We start from the raw sequence: 23915 nt of genomic DNA, 5'->3' as shown, positions 1-23915 counted from the left end.
ATAAGCTGCAGCAGACATGCCAGAAAACCATTATATAAAATTTAAGCCAATAAAAACAATTACTTATTAACAAAATAATTACACCAAAAAGTCATTCATAAACCAATACAGAATGCATAGCGCTGTATAGAAATGGCACATGCGCAATGTTTTACCAACATTGCATGTCAATATTACTCATTCCTACAAACATTAAGCGACGGGATGACTTGCTAAATTAAACAACACGCGAGGAGGGGAAGGCGCAGCGAAACAGCGCGCCCTTGCCGGGGTGAGACTCAATTTGCAGTTGCGCATCGTGACGCAACAGCACGTGCTTAACGATCGCCAAACCTAAACCGGTGCCGCCGGTCGCGGTGCTGCGCCCCTTATCGACACGGTAAAAGCGTTCAGTTAAGCGGGGGATATGAACGGGATCGATCCCTTCGCCATTATCTTCAACGTCAATATAACCGCCACCAGTAGCACTCGCTTTCCAGCGCAGTGTGATTTGGCTGCCTGCTGGCGTGTAACGAACCGCATTAAAAGCAAGGTTAGAAACAGCGCTACGAATTTCCTGTTCACTGCCTAGCAGCCGAGCATCGCTTTCAAGCGCGACGGTGATGGTATGACGCTGATGCGATAGGGCCAGCGCATCATCACACACGCTTTGCAGTAAAGGCTCAAGTGAAATCGGGTGATGATCTTTACCACCCTGGTCAATCTCCAAGCGCGAAAGCAGCAATAAATCATTGACCAAATTCTGCATTCGCTGCGTCTGTTCCTGCATTTGCTGGATACTGCGCCCTAATCGTGGCGGAAGCTGATCGGCGATATCGCTGTAGGTTTCCAAATAGCCGGAAAGAACGGTTAGAGGTGTACGTAGTTCGTGGGAGACGTTGGCGACGAAGTCACGTCGCATCTGCTCAAGGCGATGCAAGCGGGTAATATCCCGTGCCATCACCAAGCGCTCGTCGTCGCCGTACAGGGTAATTTGATACTGCAGGATTCGCCGTTCATCAATCGGTGAGGTTAGCGTTAACGGCTCACTGTAGTTACGCGCATTAAAGTAGCTGATAAAGCTTGGTTCGCGCAGCAGGTTGGTAATGTGCTGACCACGGTCATGGGCGGTTTGTAGCCCCAGCATGGCGGTGGCGGCGCTGTTCCACCACTCCAGGTCACCGTGGCGGTCAAGCATGACCACACTATCGCGCATCGCTTCAGACGACTCTTGAATACGCGCCAAGGTAGCTCGCAGGCGGCTTTGGGTAATACGCTGGCTTTTTTGATAGCGGTATAAACGGTCAAATAGCTCGCCCCACATCCCGCTGGCAGCAGGCGGCTCATCGTGAGGATGGAGGGTGAGCCACAGGTAGAGCTCGCGCAACTGTCGTAGGTGGTAAAAAAGACATATCGCAAGCCCTGCAGCAAGCCCTAGCCCTGCCGAGCCCAACAGCCAACCTAAGCAAGTACTTAGCGTGGCCAGCCACGCTATTCGCCACAGCTCACGACTCCATAAACGCACATTTACACCCGTGCAGAGAAACGGTAACCGGTACCACGAACCGTTTGAATCAGGTTTTGATGCACATCGCCCAGTGCTTTGCGCAAGCGTCGAATATGCACATCGACCGTGCGCTCTTCGACGTAGACGTTGCCACCCCACACTTGGTCAAGCAGTTGACTGCGCGTGTACGCGCGCTCTTGATGGGTCATAAAAAACTGCAGCAGACGGTACTCGGTGGGGCCCATTTCCAGCGCTTTGCCATGGGCGCTGACCCGGTGGCTCACCGGATCAAGTAACAGGCCGTTAATCTCTATCGGGTCTTCAACGCCACGCGGCGTCGCACGACGCAGCACCGCTTTTAGCCGAGCCACTAATTCCCGGGGCGAAAACGGCTTGGTGATATAGTCATCGGCACCGGCTTCCAGCCCTTGAATTTTATTATCCTCTTCGCCTTTAGCGGTGAGCATAATAATCGGTATTTCGGCGGTGGCTTCTTCACGCTTTAGGCGTCTCGCCAGCTCAATACCGCTAGTGCCGGGCATCATCCAGTCCAGCAGCAGTAAATCGGGTTGGTGGTCGACCACCATGGCATGAGCATCCTGGGCGTTGTCCGCTTCGAGCACGCGATAGTCAGCCATTTCCAGCGCGACCGCGATCATCTCGCGAATCGACGCCTCATCATCGACAATCAGAACGGTCTTGGCGGTCATACCAGAGCCTCACGGTGTTCGAAAAAAACTAGTTCAACGAAAGCGAATTCAAAGATAAGCAGTTCAATGACATGTCAGTGACGATAACACCATGACTTGATGACAATTATATGACATTGATAGAAATTAGCCCGCCGCAGGCCACCAACTTAGCGCGATACCGGCAAAAATCAGCAGGCCCGACCAGTGATTATTGAGAAACGCCTGAAAGCAGGCATCCCGCTCCTGATCGCGAATTAAGCGCTGCTGATGCAGAAAAGTTGACGCCATTGCCGCGAGCCCTAACCAGAAGAAACCACCTAAACCAGCCCGCCAACCTACCCAGGCCAGCAATCCCAGGGTGGCTACCTGGAGAAAGCCGATAATCAAACGGTCCGCATTTCCAAACAGCACGGCCGTCGATTTAATGCCAATTTTTAAATCATCGTCGCGATCGACCATGGCGTACTGGGTATCGTAAGCCACTGTCCAACACACATTAGCGCAAAATAGCAGCCATGCTTCCAGCGGCACGTAGCCCAGCACGGCGCCAAACGCCATCGGAATCGCCCAGGAAAAAGCCGCGCCCAGCACCACCTGAGGAAAGTGGGTATAGCGCTTCATGAACGGATAAATAATCGCCAGCAGCACCCCGCCCAGCGAGAGCAGTACCGTAAACCAGTTGGTCAGTAATACCAGAATAAACGCAGCAGCCACCAAAGCGATAAACAGTAACTGGGCTTCGGATTCGCTGATACGGCCTGTCGCTAGCGGACGATGCTTAGTGCGCTTTACATGGCCGTCAAAGTGGCGGTCAGCGTAGTCGTTGACCACGCAGCCCGCGGCGCGCATCACGTAAACGCCGGCCACAAAGATCAGCAGTACATCTCGCCCTGGTACACCTTCTGCAGCCACCCATAGGGCCCACAGTGTCGGCCACATCAAAAGCCATGTGCCTATCGGCCGGTTCAAGCGCATCAGCTGTAAAAAATCTGCCACGCGAGCCCATCCCTTCGGCCGCAACAGTGAACGATCCATGCTTACCTCACGAAGAATAAGATGCAGGCGCTAGCCTAGCGCGAAGGCAGGCCAAGATCATCCGCCATCGCCGCTAAAAAGTACTCCTGCACTAATAACGATAGCCCGCCGTGCTTACAGCCGTGATAAAAAACAGAACGACGGCCCCAGGCGCAGTCTTCCTGTATACCGCTCACGCTAGCAAACGGGGGGAACTGAGTCGTCACTTCAAGTGGCCCGCGCACTAAACCCGGCTGACGAAATAGCCAACTGCCGAGCGAGCGCTCGCCCAAACTCTCCAAACGTTGGCCCTTAAGCTGCGTGAGCGGGGCGACCGAGCGCGCCACCACCCACGGCGTTTCATCTAAACACAGCGCCACTTCCCGCAGCCAAGCGTAACGCTTGGCGCCAATGCCCAGCGCCTGAGCCTCATCTGGTCGCGGCCAGCCTACACCCTGGCGTAGCAGCCGCACTCGAAACTGTTTCTCACCACCCGCGGCCATTAAGCGGGCGGTCAACGAGTCGGTAGAGGCAACCCACTGCCACCAGGGAGCACTCATCGCCGGGCGTGCCGCATTAATCGGGCGCCAGCGGGAAAATAGAGGAATTTGCCGAAAAGCAGCAGCCGTCACCGAATTCTCCAGGGCAATTAACGGGTTGGCTAGTGTAACATGGGGCACTGAAAGGCTTTTGTTTCAGCACCTTTTTTAGCGACTCTGTTTAGCGACTCATTTTTCGCAACCCTTTTTAGCAACTTTTTTGGTGTCTGCATGCCCGCAACCCAAACACAAAAAACGTCTTCACACGCTGCGCTGGTGATTGTTGGCACAGGAATGGCAGGGGTAGGACTTGCCCGGGCGTTGCGCCGATTAGGCGACCAACGCTCAATCACGCTGGTGAGCGCTGACAGCGGCGATGACTACAGCAAGCCGTTGCTCTCCACTGGCTTCGCCAAGGGCCTGATGCCCGATAAATTAGCCCAGCGGAGCGCTACTGAACTTGGCGAAGAACTCAACGCCCAGGTTGTTACCCACACCCAGGTGAACGCACTGGATGTGGATAACCAAACAATCCTGCTCGAAGAAGGCCAGGTGCTCGGCTACGACACACTGGTATTAGCCACCGGCGCTGCGCCACGGGTGCCCTTCAGCATCGACCCCAACGTCGCCCCACGCTGCTTTACCATCAACGACCTAGATGACTACCGCCGCTTTCATACAGCATTAGGCCATGGCCCTGCACGAGTAGCGATTATTGGCGCTGGGCTGGTTGGCTGTGAATTTGCCAACGACCTGCATGCTGGCGGTCATCAAGTCAGCGTTGTTGCCCCCGAGAGAAGCCTGCTTCCTCGCTTGCTGCCACCGCCCTTAGGGAACGCCCTAGGCGACGCCTTTAGCGAAGCAGGCATCCACCTTCACCTTGGCCGTTCAATTGATTCCATCGCGGCAGAAAGCGGCGAAGACATCGTATTACGCCTGGATAACGGCGACACCGTCAGCGCTGATCTCGTGCTGATGGCCACCGGCCTCGCGCCCCGCACGGCGCTTGCCGAATCGGCTGGTTTAAGCGTATCGCCTAGCGGTATAGCCGTTGACCGCCAGTTGCGTACTTCGCACCCCAATATCTTCGCCCTGGGCGATGCGGCCTGCGTGGAGGGCGTTAATGCTATGTACGTTCAGCCGCTGCAAGCCAGCGCTAAGGCACTGGCGGCAACCCTTTCAGGCTCGTCCACACCGGTTAGCTTCGGTGCTTGGCCGGTGGTGGTTAAAACGCCGCTGCTGCCAGTGGTGGCCTACCCACCAACCACCACCCCCGAACGCTGGCGAATTGAAGGCGAAGGCGGCGATATCAGTGCCTTGGCTGAAAATAAAGACGGACGTTTGATTGGTTTTGCGTTGACAGGCGGCTGCGTGAGAAGGAAAGTGGAGCTTTCCAGAGCAGCGCCTGCGCTGCTAGGCTGATTTTCGTCGCGTTCACGACTAGGCTAGAGAAGCTAACCTAATCGGCTACGCACCCAACAACATGCTTTTGTTTGATGTTTGATTTCTTTTAAAAAGGGGAGATTCCTTATGCGCAAACCTGAACTCGCTGCAGCCATCGCTGAAAGTGCCGACCTGTCCAAAGATAAAGCTGGCCAAGTGCTGAACGTTATTCTGGATGAGATTACCAACAGCGTTGCTAAGGGCGAAGATGTCGCGCTGATTGGTTTTGGCACCTTCACGGTACGTGAGCGCGCAGCGCGTACCGGCAAAAACCCGCAAACCGGTGCCCCGCTGCAAATTCCGGCCAGCAAAAACGTTGCCTTTAAGCCAGGCAAAGGACTGAAGGACGCCGTTTCCTAATGAAGCTCAAGCTGACGCTGTGGCTGTTGGGCGTAATGCTCAAACGCGCCCTGCGCCGCAAGCCGCGCTTTCGTGAACAGTTAGAACGTATGCGCGGCCTGGACTGGGGGATTGCCACGGAAGATCTAAGCATTGCCCGCCACTACCGGATGACGCCGAAAAGCATCAGCACCGGTAAAGGGTTGCCCGTTGACTTAGATCTTGAGCTACGTTTCCGTGATCAGGAAACCGCCTTGAAAGTCCTCAAAAAGCCAACCCAGCAGGCCTTTCTTGACGGCATGGTAAACGGCGACGTGCGCTTAGTGGGTGATTCCGCCGATATGAATAAACTACAGAAACTACTCAAGTATCTGTAGTTCTTACCCGCCACGTTAATGTGGCGGGTTTCCCTCCAAGATCCCCATTCAACGAATCTCGACCCCTGCCAACCCTTTATTGGCTGCTTTCTACCGTTACTTAAAGACAACCACAGCGTTAAGCCTATATACTAAGAAATTATACTAAAGTCTAATAACTGCCCATAAGAGCTTATATGCCCATTTCTTTGCCGCTGCGGCGCCTTTGGACTCTCGATAAATTCGCCTACAGCCTGCGCGTTTTTATAGCGTTCAGCGGTGCGTTGCTGTTCAGCGGCCTAATGGGCGATGTGGCGCTGGTCATTCCGCTGTTTCTGGGCATTATCGCCTGCGCGCTATCTGAAACTGACGACAGCTGGCAAGGCCGTTTTCAAGCGCTCCTGGTAACGCTGGTGTGTTTTACCTCAGCGTCATTTATTGTGCAGTGGCTATTTCCCTGGCCATGGCTGTTTGTTGTGGGGCTAGGACTTTCGACCTTTATGCTGATAATGCTTGGCGCTATCGGCCAGCGTTACGCCACTATTGCCTCTGGCACGCTGATACTGTCTATCTACTCGATGATCAATATTGAACAGCACGGCGGGGTGGATGAAGACGTAGCGGCACGCCAGCTGCTGCTATTGGCCGGGGCGGTGTGGTACGGGGTAATCTCAATAGTGTGGTGCGCGCTGTTTTCGCGCCAGCCGGTCAAGCAGAGCATGGCGCGGGTGTACAAAGCGCTGGGCGAGTTTCTGATACTGAAATCGGCGCTGTTTGAACCGGTGCGCGGTGTAGATGTGGAAGCGCGCAGGGTGGCATTGGCGCGCCAGAACGGCAAAGTCGTCGATGCGCTCAATCAAGCCAAAGAGATGATTTTTAGGCGTTTAGAGGGCCAGCGCGGCGACCGAAAACTCAACCGCTACCTGCGTATCTACTTTATCGCTCAGGATATTCACGAACGCGCCAGTTCCACCCACTACCCCTATAGCGCGCTCAGCAAAGCATTCTTCCACCACGACGTGCTGTTTCGCTGTCAGCGGCTGCTGGATCAGCAGGGGCGAGCTTGTCGCCAGCTAGCCAAATCACTATTGCTCAACCGCCCATTTGACCACCAGCAGAGCGAAGAGGCACTCGCTGACTTACACGCCTCAATTGAGAACCTGCGTGACCGGGGTAAGCCCGAGTGGCGCCCCCTGCTGCACCCCCTAAGCGCCCTCGCCGACAACCTGGCCACCCTGGAGAGTCAGCTTGCCAGCGCCCACAATCCCGGCGTCAGCGATGAGCGACGCGACAGCTCGCTTTACGACCGTTCCCCGTCGAGTTTACTGGAAGCATGGAAACGGGTGCGCCTGAATTTTACGCTGGGCTCCCCCACCTTTCGCCATGCGATGCGGCTCTCCATTGCCCTAATGACCGGTTACGGGCTAATGCAGTGGATCGACCCAGAACAGGGTTTTTGGATTCTACTTACCACGCTGTTTGTCTGCCGACCCAACTTTGCTACCACTCGGCGATTTTTGTCACAGCGGATTATTGGCACGGTATTGGGCTTGGTGGTGGGCTGGGCGTCGATTAGTCTCTTTCCGCATCCGCTGGTGCAAAGCATCATCGCCGTGGCCGCTGGGGTTTCGTTTTTCGCCAACCGCGAAAAACACTACGTGATCGCCACTGCGTCCATCACCCTGTTGGTGTTGTGCAGCTTCAATCAAGTGGGCGACGGCTATAACTTAATCCTGCCGCGCCTGCTTGATACCCTGCTTGGCTCGCTGATTGCGGGTTTAGCGGTGTTCTTTATCCTCCCCGACTGGCAGGGCCGCAGGCTTTATCGCGAGGCTGCCAACGCGCTAAACAACCATCGCCGCTACCTGGAGGAGATCATCCACCAGTACGAGGAGGGCAAACAGGATGACCTGGCCTATCGCCTAGCGCGGCGCAATGCCCATAACGCCGACGCGGCACTCTCTACCCTGCTCACTAATATGCTCCACGAACCAGGGCATTACCGAAAGCAGGATGCGGATAACGGCCTGCGCTTTCTGGTGCTCTCCAACACCCTGCTAAGCCACCTCTCCGCCCTTGGCGCACACCGCCACCAGTTGGCAGACGATGAAGACGACGCAACCCTGGTGCCAGTGGCAAAGCGCATTGGTGAGTTACTGGGCCAGATCGCGGAACGGTTACACCAGCGCCAGCCGGTTGAGGCGCTAACGGATCAAGCTGCTGAACTGCTAACCCAATTAGAAGAGCAGAGTGCCGCAGCAGACGAACAGGCGGTTACCCTCTACCGCCCTATTCAGAGCCAGCTGCGCCTTATTACCGAGCAACTGGCCCCGCTGGGTGAGGCGGCTAATCGGTTGGTGGGCAGTGAAGATCACACGCCAAGCAGCGCCACCGCTAACGCCTAAACCTGCCCATAACGCCCCGCGGCCTCTCCCAGCCAGCGGCGCACCAGCACGGCGGTGATGTCGGGATTACCTTGCAGCGTTTGGGCCATAGCCGTTACCCGCTCTAACAAGTCGGCATCGCGCTCCAGGTCGGCGATTTTCATCTGCGCCAGACCGGTCTGGCGGGTGCCGAGCACTTCGCCGGGGCCGCGGATTTCCAGGTCTTTCTCGGCGATGCGGAAGCCGTCGGTGGTTTCTCGCATGACCGCCAAGCGCTGGCGGGAGCTTTTCGACAGCGGCGGATGGTAGAGCAACACGCAGAAGCTCTCCGTGCTGCCACGGCCCACGCGGCCGCGAAGCTGGTGAAGCTGGGAAAGCCCTAGGCGCTCGGGGTTTTCGATAATCATCAGGCTGGCGTTGGGAACATCCACCCCTACTTCGATCACCGTGGTGGCGACCAGCAGATCCAGTTCTCCCGCTTTGAAGGCGGTCATTACTTCGGCTTTCTCGCTCGATTTCATGCGCCCGTGAACCAACCCAACGGCAAGTTCAGGCAGGGCTACGGTTAGCTCATCGCGGGTGACTTCGGCGGCCTGGCACTGCAATACCTCGGATTCATCGATCAGCGTGCACACCCAGTACGCCTGGCGGCCTTCGCTGCAGGCTAGCCGAATACGCTCAACCACCTCTGGGCGACGCTCGTCGGGCACCACCACCGTTTTCACCGGCGTGCGGCCGGGGGGCAGTTCGTCGATCACCGAGACATCCAGATCCGCGTAGGCGCTCATGGCCAGGGTGCGGGGAATAGGCGTGGCGGTCATGATCAGTTGGTGCGGCGTTAGCCCGCCCGCCTCGCCCTTCTCACGTAGCGCCAGCCGCTGGTGCACCCCAAAGCGGTGCTGCTCATCAATGATCGCCAGCCCTAAACACTGGAAGTGCACATCATCCTGAAACAGCGCGTGGGTACCCACCACCATGCGTGCTCGGCCATCGGCAATCGCCGCCTTGGCATCCAGCCGCGCTTTACCTTTGAGCTTACCCGCCAGCCACGCCACTTCGATCCCCAGCGGCTCAAACCAGGCTTTAAACGAGCGGTAGTGCTGCTCTGCGAGGATTTCTGTCGGCGCCATGATCGCCGCCTGGCAATTACCTGCCAGGGCGCTCAGCGCGGCCATAGCAGCGACAACGGTTTTCCCCGAGCCGACATCGCCTTGAATCAACCGTAGCATTGGCGCCGGGTGGCTTAAATCGTGGCCGATCTCCTCCAGCACGCGGCGCTGGGCACCGGTTAAGGCAAACGGTAGCTGGGCCAAAAAGCGCGCCTGCAGGCTGCGCCCGGAGGGTAGCGTCGGCGCGCCATCCGCCTGGATACGCAGGCGCACTTCGCGCAGGCTTAGCTGATGGGCCAGCAGCTCTTCCAGCGCCAGCCGCCGCGTGGCCGGGTGCTGACCGCTGGTCAGCTGCTCTATATTCACATCGGGAGGCGGCTGGTGCAGCAAGTGCAGGCTGGCGTGCAAGCCCGGCAGTTGAAAGCGCGTGAGAAGCGCATCGGGTATTACGTCGGGCAACGCTTCGGGGGCGTTGTCCAGTAAACCGAGCGCCTGCTGCGCCAAGGCGCGCAGCCGAGGTTGGTTCAAGCCTTCGGTGGTGGGGTAAATGGGCGTGAAATACTCCTCTACCGGGGTTTCACTGCCACTCAGGCGATACTCGGGGTGGTAGATTTCTAAACCGGTTGCCCCAGCCCGCGCTTCACCAAAAGCCCTCACCGTGGCACCAGGGCGCAGCTGTTGCTGCTGGGCGGGTGAGAAGTGAAAAAAGCGCAGGCTCAAAATACCGCTAGTATCACGCAGGCGCACCAACAAGCTACGGCGGCGCCCTTTGACCACGTCACAGGCGGTCACTTCGCCCTCTATCACCGCCTCCTGCCCTGCACGCAACAGGCCAATCGGGGTCAGCCGCGTGCGATCCTGATAGCGCAGCGGCAGGTGAAAGAGTAGATCGCTGACCCGCTCGATCCCCAAGCGACCAAGTTTCAGCGCCAGCGCTTCGCCTACGCCCTTCAGCGCGGTAATCGGCGCGGAAAGATCGCTCATGGGGCGCTTTTCACGGCTTTGGCAGGTTGACGGCAGTGGCTGATCGCCTGAATCAGCGCCTCGATGGCTTTGGGACGTGGAAAGCTCGCCCGCCAGGCGATCGCCACGGTACGCGACGGCGCTGGATCAACGAAGGGCCGACTGACTAGCATGGCATTTTCATACTGGTCGGTGCCCAGCGCCGACTGCGGCAGCACTGTGATTCCCAATCGAGAAGCCACCATATGGCGAATGGTTTCCAGCGACCCGCCTTCGGCAATCAGCGTATTGTTGGGGCTGTTGAGCTTTTGGGTAATCGCTGGGCAGGCTTCCAGAATTTGATCACGGAAGCAGTGGCCTTCGCCAAGCAGCAGCAGGCGCTCTTCGAGTAAGTCCTCTTTATTGATCGCTTCCCGCTCAACCCATGGATGATTGGCGGGAATGAGTACTTCAAAGGCTTCGTCGTAGATCGGCTTGGTCACCACATCGGTTTCGGTAAACGGCAACGCCACAATAATCACATCCAGCTCGCCGCTTCTTAGCTTGGCGCGCAGCGCGCCGGTCATGCCCTCTTCAATATACAGCGGCATTTGCGGGGCCGCGTTCGCCAGGGCAGGCACTAGATGAGGAAACAGGTAAGGGCCAATAGTATAAATCGCGCCAATGCGTAGTGGGTTGGCCAACTGATCCTTGCCTGCACTGGCCAGCTCAAAAATCAGGCTGCTCTGTTCCAGCACACGCTGGGCCTGGGCAACAATTTTTTCACCCAGCGGGGTCACCTGTACGGTGGACTTGGAACGCTCAAATAGCGGCGTTTCGAGCTCTTCTTCCAGCTTTTTCACCGCCACCGACAGCGTAGGCTGCGACACGTGGCAACGTTCTGCCGCGCGGCCAAAGTGACGCTCCTGGGCAAGGGTTACGATGTAGCGAAGTTCTGTTAAAGTCATAGCGGTGCCAGTGGCATCCTCTCGTAGCAGCGTGTGACTAACATAATGACAGTCAGCGGGATGGAAAAGGACAAGCTAGCTCTGCTGTCGGTCTTCTCATCCGACAATCGCATATTTAGTAGAGACTTTGCATCTAATAGGGAATATTAATCAAGAGGAGTAAGCACGGTGAAGCTAACCGTACTGATTATCGGCTGTGGCGATATAGGGATCAACCTTGGGCGCGAGCTGCTCGAGGAAGGGCACCAAGTGATTGGCCTGCGCCGCAACGTGGAAGCCTTAAAAGGTACTGGCATTAAACCGCTAGCGTTAGACCTGGATAGCCTTGAAGACGCCGATGCCAAAAGCCTTCCCCAAGCTGACTATGTGGTTTATACCGTCAGTGCTGACCGTTTCGATGAGAGCGCCTATCAGAGCGCCTACCCTGAAGGTTTAAAGCGCGTGCTGAGCGTGATGGAACAGCACAAAACACCGCCGCGCCGGGTGTTTTTTGTCTCATCGACCAGTGTGCATGGCCAGCAGGAGGGCGAAGTCGTTAACGAAGAGACGCCTCCCGATTCGACGAGCTTTTCTGGCACGCTAATGTGTGAAGCCGAACAGGCGCTGATCAATCATTCGCTGCCCGGTACGGTGGTTCGTTTTTCCGGCATTTACGGCCCAGGCCGCGACCGGTTGATTCATCAGGTCGCCGAAGGCCGTGTGGCCGCGATCACCCCAGTGGTGTACTCCAACCGCATTCACCGCGACGACTGCACCGGCATTATCGCGCACCTGATTCGCTATCAGGAGAGCGGCAATACGCTGGCAGATATCTACCTAGGTAGCGACTGTGAGCCCGTTACCATGCACAACGTAATGATGTGGCTGGCCGAGCAGCTTAAAGTCGAGGCCACCGAGACCATGCAGTCGCCTCTACGTCGGCGCACTAGCAAACGCTGCGATAACCAGCGCATTATTGACACTGGTTATCAGTTCCGCTTCCCCAGCTACCGCGAGGGTTATGCCCAGGTGCTCAAAGAGGGCGGCTTCCTAGAGCTAAACAAAGCCTAGGGCGACCTAGTCACCGATGACCATCACCGCTTCCGCTTCCACCTGGCTGCCTTTGGGCAGCGCTTTCACGCCAACAGCAGCGCGGGCGGGGAAAGGAGCGGTGAAGAACTCCTCCATGACTTGGTTAACAATCGCAAAGTTATCCAAGTCCACCAAGTACAGATTCAGCTTCACGATATCGCTTAGCGAGCCCGCCGCTTCTTCACACACTGCCTGCAGGTTGGTGAAGACTTGGCGCGCCTGAGCTTCAAAATCCTCAGACACAAGCGCCATGGTCGCGGGATCAAGCGGGATCTGACCGGATAGATACACCGTGTTACCCGCTTTAATGGCCTGGGAGTAAGGGCCAATAGCAGCGGGGGCTTTGCTAGTGTTGATAACAGCCTTATTGCTCATGCGAGGTCTCGCTCCTGTAATGGGTAATACTTAATTATTTGAAACAAAAAAATAGTGATCGCTGCCGATTTTTTATCAGCATATCGTTATATACGGTATTAATTAGCGAGTCGGGTAATTTTGCCGACGTTGGGGAGATTACGAATACGTTTGATAATCCGCGCCAAGTGCACCCGGCCTTTCACCGATAGGGTCAGATTGACGGTGGAAAGGCGAGCATCGCGCTCTTCGATGCCAATCCGCTCAATATTGGCATCGGCATCGGTAACCAACCCGGCAAGCTCTGCGACCAACCCACGACGGCTTTCAATTTCGATACGCAGCGCGACTGGGAAATCTTCATCAATGGTGTCCGACCACTCTAGCGCGAAGAGCTTATCGGGGTCGTTTTTATCGGCGAAGTTCTTATCAACAACGTTTTTACACTCAGCGCGATGCACCACCAAGCCTTTGCCTGTGGAAAGGTGGCCCACCACGGGGTCGCCGGGCAGCGGATGGCAGCAGCGCGCAAAGTTAATCACCATGCCCTCACTGCCGCTGATCAGGACTGCTTGGTTGGCTTCCCCGCCTGCAGAGTGTTCATAAGTATCGCCATGCGCCGCAGCGACTAAACGACGCGCCACCACATGAGTCATGCGGTTGCCCAGCCCGAGCGATTCCAACAGCGACTCCTCAGAAGAGACATCCAACTCTTTAAAGGCGCGCTTAAGAGCGCTCTCATCCAGCTCTTCCAGGCTGGTATCGAAAGGCGCCAGCGCTTTATTGAGTAATCGCCGGCCCAGCATTATTGCTTCTGTGTGCTGCTGATATTTAAGCGCGTGACGAATAGCCGAACGCGCCTTTGCAGTGGTCACAAAGTTAAGCCAGGCAAGATTGGGCTTGGCACCGGGTGCAGTGATAATTTCCAGCGTCTGGCCACTCTCTAAACGCGTCGAGAGCGGTGCCAGATGACGATCGATACGGCAAGCGATGCAGTTATTGCCGATATCCGTGTGCACGGTGTAGGCGAAGTCGATCACGGTCGCGCCCTGGGGTAACTCCATGATGTCGCCTTTAGGCGTGAACACGTAGATATCATCGGGAAAAAGATCGTTTTTAACGTGTTCGATAAACTCCAGCGAGTCGCCAGCGTGGCGCTGCATTTCCAGCAGGCCCTTAACCCACGCGCGGGCACGGGCATGGCTGCCCTCGGCAATCGGGTGCGAGGTCTGCCCCGCCTTGTAAAGCCAATGAGCAGCGATACCGTTATTGGCCATCGCTTCCATTTCGCGGGTGCGTATCTGCACTTCAATCGGCATACCGCGAGAGCCAAATAGAGTGGTGTGCAGGCTCTGATAGCCATTGGCTTTGGGAATCGCAATGTAGTCTTTAAAACGCCCGGGCACTGGCTTATAAAGGTTATGCACCACGCCAAGAATACGGTAACAGCTGGCCACATCTTCGGTAATGATGCGAAATCCAAACACGTCCATAATTTCGGCAAAGGGCTTACGCTGGTCGCGCATCTTTTTATAGATCGACAGCAGATGCTTTTGGCGTCCGATGACGGTGCCATTTAGCCCGTCGTCATCCAAACTCTTTTGCAGCGATGACTGGATTTCGCGCATCGCGCTGCGCCGATGCCCGCGCGCGCTGGCAACCGCACGTTTGATACGCTCAGAACGCATGGGGTGAATCGCTTGAAAGGAGAGATCCTCAAGCTCGACGCGAATGGTGTTAATGCCCAGCCGACCGGCAATTCGCGCGTAAATTTCCAGCGTCTCACGGGCGATGCGGCGCTTCTTATCCGGACGCAGGGCGCCCAGGGTGCGCATATTATGCAGCCGGTCAGCCAGCTTAACGATGATGACGCGAATATCACGCGACATCGCCAGCACCATCTTCTGAAAATTTTCCGCCTGGGCGACGGCTTTGTCTTCAAAGGTGATTTGGGTAAGTTTGGAGACCCCGTCCACCAGTTCTGCTACCGGTTTGCCAAACTGAGCCTCCAGGGCCTTTTTGGAAACGCCGGTGTCTTCGATAACGTCGTGCAGCATGGCGGCCATCAAGCTTTGATGATCCATGTGCATATTGGCAAGAATATTCGCCACCGCGAGGGGATGGGTGACGTAAGGTTCGCCGGAACGCCGCCGCTGGCCGTCATGGGCCTGCTCAGCGTAGTAAAAGGCGCGTTTGACCTGCTGGATTTCATCCGAGGGTAAATAGCCGCCGAGCCTATCGGCCAGGTCATCAATGGTGAACATCTACCGCGCCTCTATCGGTTTCGTTGAAAACGTTAGTCGTCGATATGAGTAGGCGCCATAGCCGGGCGCGGACGAACAGCGGCTTCAACGGGCTCGTCAAGTACGGTGTGATCGACCAGGCCTGCGGCAATTTCACGCAGTGCCATCACCGTGGGTTTATCATTTTCCCAAGGTAGCAGGGCATCGCGGGAGCCTCGCGCCAGCTGGCGAGCACGCTGGGTGGAAATCATTACCAGCTTGAAGCGGTTTTCAACGTTTTCTAGACAATCTTCAACGGTTACGCGAGCCATGGGAGCCTTCCTGTTATGACAGAACCGGGCCGACACCGTTTTTGAGTTGAAAAACGGCGTCGGCCCAGCGAAAAAAGATGTAGAACCAGATAGATTACTCGACCGTAGGCGCCTGTGACAAGAGCGCAGCCAACAGCGCCGCGTGGCGCTCGCCCATTACCGGGCGACTTAAGCGACGGCTGATCACTAATGACTGCAACTCCTGCAGCGCCGTGGTGAAGTCATCGTTAACAACGAGGTAATCATATTCGTGGTAATGAGACATTTCACTAACGGCATCGCGCATGCGTCGGGCAATCACCGCATGCTCATCGGTGCCGCGGCTAGCGAGGCGTCGCTCAAGCTCGTTGCGCGAAGGCGGTAGTATAAAAATCGACACCGCATCAGGCATCTGTTGGCGTACCTGCTGGGCGCCCTGCCAGTCAATTTCTAGAATGACGTCCTGCCCTGCTGCCAGCAATACCTCTACCGCCTGGCGCGAGGTGCCGTAGTAATTATCAAATACTTTGGCATACTCAAAGAACTCACCCCGCGCGATCATCGCTTCAAACTCGGCCACATCAGCGAAATGATAATTCACGCCATCCACCTCACCCTCGCGCTTGGCACGCGTAGTGTGCGACACCGACACTTGAATTCCATCCAGGCTTTCGATTAGCTCGCGCACCAAGCTAGTCTTGCCAGCACCCGAGGGGGCAGAAACGATAAACAGCGTACCTTGGGACATGAAGTACTTTCCCTTCAGTTAGCGAAAATAAGTAGCGGAAAAAGTAGCAAAAAATAACTAGAGCGATTGCAGCAGAGCAGCAAGGCTGCGCAGTATCGCACACCCATCGTTACGACTGTAGCGTTGGCGGAGACATACAGGGAGGTAGGCATGCGCAGTACGCTGTTTATTCTAGGTCTGATTGCGCTGGGCGTAGCCCTGCAAAAAGGCATTATCGAGATTCCACGCCACTGGGCGCCTTGGGCACCGCTGCATATTGACGACCCAATTACGCCGGTCACGCAACTCAAGCTAAGCCGCTTGGCGGATGACCGCGCAGGCTGTATAGCTGCATTAGATACCGTCCCTGAAGGTGAGCTGCGCTACACACCGTTGGCCGATTACGCCCCTATGGCGAGCTGCCCGCTTTCCAATATCGTTCGCATGCAGTCTAGCGGGGTCGCCTTCAATCAGAGTTTCGTGGCCTCCTGCCCCATGGCACTGGCGTGGGTTATGTATGAACGCCACGCGTTACAGCCTGCTGCCGAGGAGATTATGGGCAGCCGGGTGAGCCAGGTTAATCATGTGGGTAGCTTTGCCTGCCGGAATGTTTATGGCCGCGAAACCGGCAGGCGCAGCGAACACGCCACCGCTGAGGCGCTGGATGTGGTGGGGTTTCAGTTTGACAACGGCCAGCGCATCACGCTGATCAATCACTGGGATGATGAAGGTGAGGTGGGGGAGTTTCTACGCGCCGCACGGGATGGCGCCTGCAATACCTTTGGCAACGTGCTAGGGCCTGACTACAACGCCGCGCATGCCGATCACTTTCATATGGGCATGCGCGGATTTAGGCTATGTCGCTAATAGATCAACCACGACTTTATTCGAGGTTGATATCATCTTCGTCCGTGGCGGCACCGGTCGCAGCACCAACGCCACCGCCGATAACAGCGCCTTGGACGACGCTCGCCGCTCCCGCCCGTTACGGCAGCGGCACCCGCGCCAACGGCAGCACCGATACCGGCGCCGCTAGTGGCGCGCTCTCCGGTCGAGGTTCCGCAGCCTGCCAAGCCAATGGTTAACGCCATTACCGCGCCGAGGGCCAATATGCGTGTCGAATTCAATACCTGAATGTGCATAGTCATCTCCTTATGGGTTACTGCTCTTACACATTAGAGAGGATTCAACTTTTTAGCCATATTAATTATCACTGTTCGATAACGTTGCAAATGTTCAATAACGATGCAACGTTAGGCAAAGCTATGCACGCTGGGCCACGGCGCCATACGTGCGCTTTTCCAGCCAGCGCCCACCGGCGCAAATCACCAATCCGCAGAGCGCTAAGCCAGCGCCCACTAAGCCAGTGCTCGACCAGCTAAAGCCAGCGCTGATTGCCAGGCCTGCAAGCCATGCCCCTAGTGCATTGGCACCGTTGAAGGCCGCATGGTTGAGCGAGGCCGCCATGGTCTGAGCATCTTCGGCCACATCCATTAAGCGGGTTTGTAACGAAGGTGCCAGGGCCATACTGGTACCCACCAAGCCAACAAACAGCAGCCCCGTCCAAACGTTATTCGCTGCAAAGTAAAACAACCCCTGGATCACCCCACACCAAAGCAAGATGGTTGGTATGGCGCGCATCAGGTTTTTATCCGCCATGCGCCCGCCGATTAAATTACCGGCAATGGAGCCCAAGCCGAAGATCACCAGCACCAGCGGCCCCAGCGCTTCGCTCATGCCCGCCTGCTGGGTTAACGTCGGCATGACATAGCTAAAAATGGCGAACATGCCCCCGCAGCCGATACAGGCAAGCGCCAGGGTGACCAACACCCGCTGCTTAAGCAGCGCGGACAGTTCACGCACAGGGCTTGCGAGGGTATCGACGGGCTGAACCGGAACATAAAGCCGAATCAACAGGGCGGTGAGCAGCGCAATGCCGCCGACACCCGCAAAGGCGATCTGCCAGCCCAACAGGTTGCCCGCCCAGGTACCCAGCGGCGCACCGATCAAAATCGCCACGGTTAAACCCATCATCACCCGCGAAATTGCCCGCGCCCGTTGGTCTACTGGCACCGCTCCCGCGGCCACCAACGCAGCGATGCCAAAATAGGCCCCATGGGGCAAGCCCGCAAGAAAACGCAGGCCCACGAATGACCAGAACCCCGGCGCCATGGCGCTGGCAATATTGCCCACCGCAAACACCAGCATCAGAATGATCAACAGTGGCCGCCTCGGCACCCGCGCGGCCAGCGCGGAAATCAGCGGCGCGCCGACCACCACGCCCAGCGCGTAGCTGCTTATGGCATAACCCACTTGCGGCACGGTTACGGCTAAATCACCCGCCACGCGGTTCATCAAGCCCATAATGACGAACTCGCTGGTGCCAATCCCAAAGCCACCCAGCGCCAAAACAAATTCGGCCAAACGCGGGTTGCGCGCCAGCCCTTGAGACGACGCCTGATCTTGAGATAACGATGTTGTCGAATCCTGCATGCTTATCTCCTTGGGATACCGCCCTGTTGGTATCTCGATTAGCGCTAAATGATCGCAGGATTAGACGAAAGTAGAAACACGCTATGTTTAAAAAGTTAGCGGGCGAACTCAATCGTTTAGTTGGGCTGAATAGGAAATATTTGGATAAGGTGCTTGGCAGTCAGGCGCTAGGGGGGCCCACTGAAAGCAAACGCTCACGCAGCTGACGGTTACGCGGCACCAAGCCGGTTTGCAGACCCAACGGGCGGAATACTTGGTTGAGCAGGGATAGTGTAGGGCTTGCTTTATCGGCCTCTAGATCGGACAAGGAGCGACGGCTGATACCTACCAGCTCGGCATATTGTGTCTGCGACATTCCCAGCACTTCGCGGCGTAGCTGACGCAGCACCTGCCCTGAGCTGATCTCTTCCCGCAGCAGCTGGGACAATAACTCCATAAGCAGTGCCTCGCGCTCAATGCTAGAGAGTTGTTTACGTTTCATAAGAGCTCTCCTTGCGCTTCATACCAGCCCCCAGCGATGCAGCTTAGCGTCCAGATAATTCAACCCCACCGCATTAGATGCTAACAACGCTTCCGGCACTCCCCGCGCAGCAAGCCGGTCTTTTAAACCAACCAACTGGTTTCCTAGCGTTTTTAGCTCTGCCATCAACTGATCTGCTGGCACATAGGCATTTAAGTTCTCCGCAATGGCTTCCCAGTTAAATTCACGCCCCTCTTCAAACGGCGCCCCCCAGGTGGTGGTACGAATAATGCCTTCAGGGTCAGCCTTCATGGGCGCAAAATCGTAGACAGGTGCCAGCCAGATTCCTTGAGGCGTTTTCAACAGCGCCGTATTGCGGCCATGGTTATCGCTATTAGCAAAAGCGACATTAAGCAGATCGCGTTTCACCCACTCGCTCACGAAACGCGCCGTATCAAAATGACCTCCCGACTCGCGAACGCAGTATTGCTGGCTCAACAGGCCAACCAGTGCCTCAATCACCACAAAATGGTTTAAAAAACTTCCCGGCTGACGCTCCATTACGGAATAAACCGACTCCAGCCCATACAGCGTTCGCTTCCCAGCGGGGTAATCAACATCAAAGCGGGGCAACCACAGCGATGGATAGTGCTCGCCTTCCTGTAGCCACATCCCTTGAGTGTCGATGGTCGCTATGCCAAGTGACGACAGCTCATGATAGAAATGGTATTCGGCGCGAAGGATATTGTTATCAAGCTCGGTTCGCTGGCCGCGAGGAAATTTCACCAGGTAATGCGGGTCGGTATTCGTCGCATCATCCTGATAGGTATCGATCCAGACCTGATCGTCTGGCGTACAGCGCAGCAATAGCTTCGGCGCTTCACCGCCTGCCCCGGTCGCGCCGCCCCCAGCAGCACCCATCTGCTGTGCATAGGCGAGAAAATCACTATCTCGATCCACAACGTCACGTAAGGCAAAACGCTGCTGCTCAAGCGTGCTGCCTGCGGGACGCTCGGGAAGCGCCTCTTTAATACGTAAATTACCCACCGGCGCAATCGTCCCTTTCGCCAATAGGGCGTAATCTTGTTCAGCCTCGGTAAGCGCCGATATTCCCAACTGTGTGACCCAGTAACGACGGCTGGCCCCAGAAGGCATGATATCGTCCAAAAAAGCGAACCAGCGTGGCGATTGATGAGTATTCATTAGCTCAATCGGCAAACGCAGGCTGCAAGCATGCTCGTCATCGCGATCTAGCCATTTAAGGGCATAATCGGTGATATAGCCCAAACGCGCAGGCCCACGGCGACCCTGCTCCGGGTGTTCAATCACTAGCTCGGCGGCATCGTGCCACTGGCCATTGAGGAAGACTTGGACGGTTAACAACGCGAGCCACCTTAATTGAGCAGTTAATAACTGAGCAGCTTAATGCTCAATAGTCTAGCTCACAGCAAGATAGTGTGCATTTTAATACTCATAAATAGATAAAAACCCAACTAGTGAGCAATAAAATACTCATTTCTAGGCAGGAGTAATGATGACATCTAACGACTCATCCTTGAACACCATCGAGCACGCCATGGCAGCACTTGCCAAGGCCGACCCGGATATCGCCCGTGCCCTGCCGCTAGTGGGGGCGCCCCCACCTCGGGAGCGTGATAAAGGCTTTGCGACGTTCTTCTCCACCATCGTTAGCCAACAGCTATCCACCGAAGCGGCCCGCGCGATTATGGGCCGTGTAAATACACTGCTGCCCGAGCTGCACGCCAAGGCAGTGATGGAGGTAGAGGGCCAAGCGCTGCGCGATGCGGGGCTCTCCTGGCGCAAGATCGAGTACGCCAAAGGGCTGGCAGAAGCAGAGTTGGCAGGCACTTTTAGCGCAGAGGGGCTTGAACAGCTAAGCGATGATGAAGCCATAGCCGCGATTACTGAGCTACGCGGCTTTGGCCGTTGGAGCGCTGAGATTTACCTAATGTTTTCGCTGAAACGTCAGGACATTTTCCCCGCAGACGACTTAGCGCTGCGTGTCGCCTTAGGCCGCTTAAAAGGTATGGACAATAAGCCGACTCCGAAGCAGGCGCGCCAGTTGGTAGAACACTGGGCGCCCTGGCGTAGCGTGGGTTCGCTATTTCTGTGGCACTACTATCGCGGCGAGCCGCTTTAAATACTAAGCATCTAGCCCGCCAAATTTGCCGTTCTGGTAGTCCTCCACCGCCTGAACGATCTCTTCGCGGGTATTCATCACGAAGGGGCCGTGGGAATAGACCGGCTCATCAATCACCTCTCCATGGCCAAACAGCAGGCGTGCGTTGCTGCTGGCTTCGATTTCGAGGCTGTCACCATCACGGTCTACTTCAATCAGATGGTGTGGCTTGACTGACTCGCCGCCCACTGTGATATCACCATTCACCACGTAGAGAAACACCTGCCGCCCTGGCGCTACGGGCAACTGTTCCTGGCTACCGGCAGGCAACCGTAGCGTCGACATAAACACGCCGGTTAGCGAGTCGATAGGGCCAACGCTATCCTGCCACTCACCGGCAATCAGGTTCAGCTCACCGCCACCTGGAAGCGCAATGGCAGGAATCGACTCCTGCTGCAATCCCACATAGCGCGGCTCGCTCATCTTCAAGTTGGCAGGCAGGTTGACCCACAGCTGCAGAATTTCCAGCGGGCCGCCCTCGCGGAGAAACTCCGGCGGTGAAATTTCCGCGTGCACGATGCCGCTACCCGCGGTCATCCACTGCACGCCACCGGCGTGAATGACGCTTTGATGCTTGGCGCTATCCGCATGAGCCAGCGAGCCTTCCAAAATAAAGGTGACTGTTTCAAACCCACGATGCGGGTGTGGGCCAAACGGCAGACCACGGTTATTGGCCGGATACGTCTGCGGGCCGTGGTGGTTAAGAAACAGAAACGGATCGAGCTGTTCAAGCTGTGGGCCCGGTAGCGGACGCCGAGTGACTAAATCACCGATATCATCGCGCGTGGCCGGGTGCTGGGCGATCACCCGGCGTGCTGTTTGTTTAGTATCTGATGGCATAACTGACTCCTTATCAATACCGCCCAGCGTAAAACCTACGGCAGCAGATGAGGAGCGAATAATTTGCCCCGTTTCGTTGCAGGAAATTGTTATAAACCACTCAGCGGTTTCCTCAAAACTCGGTCACCACCGTCACGCCTGACCCTTCGAACTTATCCATGTTCATCAGCGCATCAATCGACTGCTCAAGGGTGATCCGTTTGCCAATAAGCTTTTTAGGCGCCAGCTTTCCTGACTCTATCATCGCCAGCATGGCGTCATAGCGATGCGCTTGCATACCATGACTGCCCAGTATTTCAAGCTCGTGGGCAATGACTTTACTCATCGGAATGGCCGGTGTGCTGTTCTCAGCCAACATCAGCCCAACCTGAACATGCTTGCCACGTTTACGTAGGTTACTGATGGAGTTAAAGCAGGTCGTCGGGTGGCCCAGCGCATCCAGGGATACGTGAGAGCCTCCTCGGGTTATTTCCGCAACCGCTTCAACCACATTGGCTACCTTGGCAGCATTAACGGTGGCAACAGCGCCCAATTGACGGGCCAGATTCAGCGCGTCTTCCGAAATATCGATGGCGACAACGTTAGCGCCGATAGCATTGGCAATCATCACCGCCGATAGACCTACACCGCCACAGCCATGGACAGCCACCCATTGGCCTGCCGATGTTTTGCCTTGATCGACCACCGCCCGAAATGAAGTAACGAAACGACACCCCAAGCTGGCCGCCGTCGCAAAATCGAGCGTTTCGGGTAGCGCGACTAAATTGACGTCGGCGTAGTGAATAGCCACGTACTCGGCAAACGAACCCCAGTGCGTAAAGCCGGGCTGAAACTGGCTATCGCACACCTGATGATTGCCGGAGTGGCACTCAGGGCAAGTGCCGCAGCCACCCACGAACGGCACCGTGACGCGGTCGCCAACGCGCCATTGCGTTACATCTTTGCCAACGGCTTCCACAACGCCGGCCAACTCATGCCCCGGCACGTGGGGAAGCTGGATATCGGTATCGTGCCCTACCCAGCCATGCCAATCGCTACGGCACACCCCGTTCGCCATGACTTTCACCACCACGCCGTGAGGTTCAGGCGTAGGATCGGGCAACTGCTGGATACTCGGCGGGGCGGAAAACTGCTCAAAAACAACGGCTTTCATCAAGGTCTCCTAAACTGTATCGCTGTTTTTCGTTTATAACTGCTCAGGGCATAAGAAGCGAATTAGTTGCCGCTAACGTTTAACCGCCCGACTACCTGCAACCTACCTCCAGCCGGATTCACCACAATCATTTCTCCCGAACCCACTCCGCTACCCACCAATGCCGTGATATTTACCTGATGAGTGATCAGCAGCAAATTGCCCGGTCCCTGCCATGCGGCAATCTGCTGCTGGGCGGTTTGGGTAATTGACGCCTGATCACCGCGCCCGCGAAAGAAAGAGTCTAACCACGGCGCAGGTTCAACAATGCCCAGAGCCATCAGCTCGGCGGTATCCAACGACCGGCACCAACGCGATGAATACACCGACGCAATAGGGATATTCCTCTCACGAAATGCACGGCCAGTAGCTTCAGCCTGAACGCGGCCCTGAGCAGAGAGATTGCGCTGAGTCTCGCAGTGGCCACGCTCAAAGCCCGGCGGGTCGCCAATGCCAGGGGCCAGGGAGTGGCGCATTAGAATCACCAAACCGCCTTCTTGGAGTGCATGCCAAGTGGCGTCGTTTGCTTGGGAGCTGATGGGGAGCATGCCCAGCACACCGAGCAGTAGGGTCAACGTGAAGTGGCGTAGGGTGGGCATGGGGTGGAATTCTCCATCGATGGCTAACAAGAACCGCTCTCGCACAAGCTCAACGATTGTCTGGGCAAGATTTGACTTCAGCAACTTGCACAACATTCGCCGCTTTTATCGAGCCTTTTCAATTTGGGAGACAGTGTCTCTTGAATTGAGCTGGATACATCATTTCAAAGTCGT

The 23915-nt window shown here is 56.3% G+C and carries 23 protein-coding genes and 1 pseudogene; 7 read left to right on the top strand and 17 right to left on the bottom strand.

What is annotated here, in order from left to right; genetic code table 11:
- Positions 1 to 217 precede the first annotated feature (217 nt).
- The 4 genes from phoR to KUC_RS06160 form a co-directional block, all read right to left on the bottom strand.
- Positions 218 to 1504, bottom strand: coding sequence for a phosphate regulon sensor histidine kinase PhoR (gene phoR / locus KUC_RS06175; RefSeq protein ID WP_007112281.1), 1287 nt, complete (start codon positions 1502 to 1504; stop codon positions 218 to 220).
- Between the two features lie 2 nt (positions 1505 to 1506).
- The gene (gene phoB / locus KUC_RS06170; RefSeq protein WP_007112280.1) at positions 1507 to 2196 is read right to left on the bottom strand and encodes a phosphate regulon transcriptional regulator PhoB; all 690 of its coding nucleotides are present in this window, start codon (positions 2194 to 2196) and stop codon (positions 1507 to 1509) included.
- A 126-nt stretch (positions 2197 to 2322) separates the two neighbouring features.
- A complete protein-coding gene (gene ubiA / locus KUC_RS06165) occupies positions 2323 to 3213 on the bottom strand; it encodes a 4-hydroxybenzoate octaprenyltransferase (RefSeq protein ID WP_040479707.1) in 891 nt (296 codons plus the stop codon).
- A gap of 35 nt (positions 3214 to 3248) precedes the next feature.
- Positions 3249 to 3872: a chorismate--pyruvate lyase family protein gene (locus KUC_RS06160; RefSeq protein WP_007112278.1), complete on the bottom strand. Its 624-nt coding sequence runs from the start codon at positions 3870 to 3872 to the stop codon at positions 3249 to 3251.
- 90 nt (positions 3873 to 3962) lie between these two features.
- Here KUC_RS06160 and KUC_RS06155 point away from each other — a divergent pair, with 90 nt between their 5' ends.
- The 4 genes from KUC_RS06155 (at position 3963) to yccS (ending at position 8274) form a co-directional block, all read left to right on the top strand.
- Positions 3963 to 5153, top strand: coding sequence for an NAD(P)/FAD-dependent oxidoreductase (locus KUC_RS06155; protein ID WP_007112277.1), 1191 nt, complete (start codon positions 3963 to 3965; stop codon positions 5151 to 5153).
- Between the two features lie 108 nt (positions 5154 to 5261).
- Positions 5262 to 5534: an HU family DNA-binding protein gene (locus tag KUC_RS06150; protein ID WP_007112276.1), complete on the top strand. Its 273-nt coding sequence runs from the start codon at positions 5262 to 5264 to the stop codon at positions 5532 to 5534.
- Positions 5534 to 5890: a hypothetical protein gene (locus KUC_RS06145; RefSeq protein ID WP_007112275.1), complete on the top strand. Its 357-nt coding sequence runs from the start codon at positions 5534 to 5536 to the stop codon at positions 5888 to 5890. Before KUC_RS06150 ends, KUC_RS06145 begins: the two co-directional genes overlap by 1 nt.
- 176 nt (positions 5891 to 6066) lie before the next feature.
- Positions 6067 to 8274, top strand: coding sequence for a YccS family putative transporter (gene yccS / locus KUC_RS06140; protein WP_007112273.1), 2208 nt, complete (start codon positions 6067 to 6069; stop codon positions 8272 to 8274).
- On the opposite strand, the gene recG is transcribed toward yccS, so the two are convergent.
- Both recG and KUC_RS06130 read right to left on the bottom strand, forming a co-directional pair.
- Positions 8271 to 10346: an ATP-dependent DNA helicase RecG gene (gene recG, locus KUC_RS06135; protein WP_007112272.1), complete on the bottom strand. Its 2076-nt coding sequence runs from the start codon at positions 10344 to 10346 to the stop codon at positions 8271 to 8273. The two genes, yccS and recG, sit on opposite strands and share 4 nt — an antisense overlap.
- Positions 10343 to 11272: a hydrogen peroxide-inducible genes activator gene (locus KUC_RS06130; protein ID WP_007112271.1), complete on the bottom strand. Its 930-nt coding sequence runs from the start codon at positions 11270 to 11272 to the stop codon at positions 10343 to 10345. Before KUC_RS06130 ends, recG begins: the two co-directional genes overlap by 4 nt.
- Before the next feature lie 168 nt (positions 11273 to 11440).
- Here KUC_RS06130 and KUC_RS06125 point away from each other — a divergent pair, with 168 nt between their 5' ends.
- A complete protein-coding gene (locus KUC_RS06125; RefSeq protein ID WP_007112270.1) occupies positions 11441 to 12322 on the top strand; it encodes an SDR family oxidoreductase in 882 nt (293 codons plus the stop codon).
- A 6-nt stretch (positions 12323 to 12328) separates the two neighbouring features.
- Here the strand turns inward: KUC_RS06125 and ridA are convergent, their stop codons facing one another.
- The 4 genes from ridA to gmk form a co-directional block, all read right to left on the bottom strand.
- Positions 12329 to 12718 (bottom strand): deaminase RidA, encoded by a 390-nt coding sequence (gene ridA / locus KUC_RS06120; RefSeq protein WP_007112269.1) that lies wholly within the window; start codon positions 12716 to 12718, stop codon positions 12329 to 12331.
- Between the two features lie 98 nt (positions 12719 to 12816).
- Positions 12817 to 14961 carry a RelA/SpoT family protein gene (locus KUC_RS06115; RefSeq protein WP_007112268.1) on the bottom strand — a complete coding sequence of 715 codons (2145 nt, stop codon included), beginning with the start codon at positions 14959 to 14961 and terminating at the stop codon, positions 12817 to 12819.
- Between the two features lie 32 nt (positions 14962 to 14993).
- A complete protein-coding gene (gene rpoZ / locus KUC_RS06110; RefSeq protein ID WP_007112267.1) occupies positions 14994 to 15251 on the bottom strand; it encodes a DNA-directed RNA polymerase subunit omega in 258 nt (85 codons plus the stop codon).
- Positions 15252 to 15345: 94 nt separating this feature from the next.
- The gene (gene gmk, locus KUC_RS06105) at positions 15346 to 15978 is read right to left on the bottom strand and encodes a guanylate kinase (protein WP_007112266.1); all 633 of its coding nucleotides are present in this window, start codon (positions 15976 to 15978) and stop codon (positions 15346 to 15348) included.
- Positions 15979 to 16128: 150 nt separating this feature from the next.
- On the opposite strand from gmk, the gene KUC_RS06100 reads away from it, so the two are divergent.
- Positions 16129 to 16824: an extensin-like domain-containing protein gene (locus KUC_RS06100; RefSeq protein WP_007112265.1), complete on the top strand. Its 696-nt coding sequence runs from the start codon at positions 16129 to 16131 to the stop codon at positions 16822 to 16824.
- 16 nt (positions 16825 to 16840) lie between these two features.
- On the opposite strand, the pseudogene KUC_RS19275 reads toward KUC_RS06100, so the two are convergent.
- The 4 genes and pseudogenes from KUC_RS19275 to KUC_RS06085 form a co-directional block, all read right to left on the bottom strand.
- Positions 16841 to 17099: pseudogene (locus KUC_RS19275) on the bottom strand (YMGG-like glycine zipper-containing protein).
- 121 nt (positions 17100 to 17220) lie between these two features.
- The gene (locus tag KUC_RS06095; RefSeq protein ID WP_007112263.1) at positions 17221 to 18450 is read right to left on the bottom strand and encodes an MFS transporter; all 1230 of its coding nucleotides are present in this window, start codon (positions 18448 to 18450) and stop codon (positions 17221 to 17223) included.
- Between the two features lie 160 nt (positions 18451 to 18610).
- A complete protein-coding gene (locus KUC_RS06090) occupies positions 18611 to 18931 on the bottom strand; it encodes a helix-turn-helix transcriptional regulator (protein WP_007112261.1) in 321 nt (106 codons plus the stop codon).
- A gap of 18 nt (positions 18932 to 18949) precedes the next feature.
- On the bottom strand, positions 18950 to 20293 hold the full coding sequence (locus KUC_RS06085) for a type II toxin-antitoxin system HipA family toxin (RefSeq protein ID WP_007112260.1): 1344 nt from the start codon (positions 20291 to 20293) through the stop codon (positions 18950 to 18952).
- Between the two features lie 151 nt (positions 20294 to 20444).
- Between KUC_RS06085 and KUC_RS06080 the strand changes: the two genes are divergently transcribed.
- Entirely contained in the window at positions 20445 to 21071 is a 627-nt protein-coding gene (locus KUC_RS06080) for a DNA-3-methyladenine glycosylase family protein (protein ID WP_050804811.1), read from the top strand.
- A 3-nt stretch (positions 21072 to 21074) separates the two neighbouring features.
- Here KUC_RS06080 and KUC_RS06075 read toward each other — a convergent pair whose 3' ends face one another.
- From KUC_RS06075 to KUC_RS06065, 3 genes are all read right to left on the bottom strand, one after another.
- Positions 21075 to 21950 (bottom strand): pirin family protein, encoded by an 876-nt coding sequence (locus KUC_RS06075; RefSeq protein WP_007112258.1) that lies wholly within the window; start codon positions 21948 to 21950, stop codon positions 21075 to 21077.
- Positions 21951 to 22062: 112 nt separating this feature from the next.
- Positions 22063 to 23103 carry a zinc-dependent alcohol dehydrogenase family protein gene (locus KUC_RS06070; RefSeq protein ID WP_007112257.1) on the bottom strand — a complete coding sequence of 347 codons (1041 nt, stop codon included), beginning with the start codon at positions 23101 to 23103 and terminating at the stop codon, positions 22063 to 22065.
- A gap of 62 nt (positions 23104 to 23165) precedes the next feature.
- Complete coding sequence (locus KUC_RS06065) at positions 23166 to 23741, bottom strand: histidine phosphatase family protein (RefSeq protein ID WP_007112256.1); 576 nt, start codon at positions 23739 to 23741, stop codon at positions 23166 to 23168.
- Positions 23742 to 23915 lie beyond the last annotated feature (174 nt).

The sequence above is a fragment of the Vreelandella boliviensis LC1 genome (assembly GCF_000236035.1).
GTDB lineage: Bacteria > Pseudomonadota > Gammaproteobacteria > Pseudomonadales > Halomonadaceae > Vreelandella > Vreelandella boliviensis.
Note: the sequence above shows the minus strand (reverse complement) of the source record. Positions and strands in the feature narration are given on the sequence as shown.

Bases quoted from the DNA above. Each gene is read 5' to 3' on its own strand.
- KUC_RS06145 (WP_007112275.1), top strand. From the start codon at position 5,534: ATGAAGCTCAAGCTGACGCTGTGGCTGTTGGGCGTAATGCTCAAACGC.
- ridA (WP_007112269.1), bottom strand. From the start codon at position 12,718: ATGAGCAATAAGGCTGTTATCAACACTAGCAAAGCCCCCGCTGCTATT.
- KUC_RS06065 (WP_007112256.1), bottom strand. From the start codon at position 23,741: ATGCCCACCCTACGCCACTTCACGTTGACCCTACTGCTCGGTGTGCTG.
- KUC_RS06080 (WP_050804811.1), top strand. From the start codon at position 20,445: ATGACATCTAACGACTCATCCTTGAACACCATCGAGCACGCCATGGCA.
- ubiA (WP_040479707.1), bottom strand. From the start codon at position 3,213: ATGGATCGTTCACTGTTGCGGCCGAAGGGATGGGCTCGCGTGGCAGAT.
- recG (WP_007112272.1), bottom strand. From the start codon at position 10,346: ATGAGCGATCTTTCCGCGCCGATTACCGCGCTGAAGGGCGTAGGCGAA.
- KUC_RS06075 (WP_007112258.1), bottom strand. From the start codon at position 21,950: ATGCCATCAGATACTAAACAAACAGCACGCCGGGTGATCGCCCAGCAC.
- KUC_RS06130 (WP_007112271.1), bottom strand. From the start codon at position 11,272: ATGACTTTAACAGAACTTCGCTACATCGTAACCCTTGCCCAGGAGCGT.
- KUC_RS06095 (WP_007112263.1), bottom strand. From the start codon at position 18,450: ATGCAGGATTCGACAACATCGTTATCTCAAGATCAGGCGTCGTCTCAA.
- KUC_RS06100 (WP_007112265.1), top strand. From the start codon at position 16,129: ATGCGCAGTACGCTGTTTATTCTAGGTCTGATTGCGCTGGGCGTAGCC.
- KUC_RS06115 (WP_007112268.1), bottom strand. From the start codon at position 14,961: ATGTTCACCATTGATGACCTGGCCGATAGGCTCGGCGGCTATTTACCC.
- KUC_RS06150 (WP_007112276.1), top strand. From the start codon at position 5,262: ATGCGCAAACCTGAACTCGCTGCAGCCATCGCTGAAAGTGCCGACCTG.
- KUC_RS06090 (WP_007112261.1), bottom strand. From the start codon at position 18,931: ATGAAACGTAAACAACTCTCTAGCATTGAGCGCGAGGCACTGCTTATG.
- gmk (WP_007112266.1), bottom strand. From the start codon at position 15,978: ATGTCCCAAGGTACGCTGTTTATCGTTTCTGCCCCCTCGGGTGCTGGC.
- KUC_RS06070 (WP_007112257.1), bottom strand. From the start codon at position 23,103: ATGAAAGCCGTTGTTTTTGAGCAGTTTTCCGCCCCGCCGAGTATCCAG.
- rpoZ (WP_007112267.1), bottom strand. From the start codon at position 15,251: ATGGCTCGCGTAACCGTTGAAGATTGTCTAGAAAACGTTGAAAACCGC.
- phoB (WP_007112280.1), bottom strand. From the start codon at position 2,196: ATGACCGCCAAGACCGTTCTGATTGTCGATGATGAGGCGTCGATTCGC.
- KUC_RS06155 (WP_007112277.1), top strand. From the start codon at position 3,963: ATGCCCGCAACCCAAACACAAAAAACGTCTTCACACGCTGCGCTGGTG.
- yccS (WP_007112273.1), top strand. From the start codon at position 6,067: ATGCCCATTTCTTTGCCGCTGCGGCGCCTTTGGACTCTCGATAAATTC.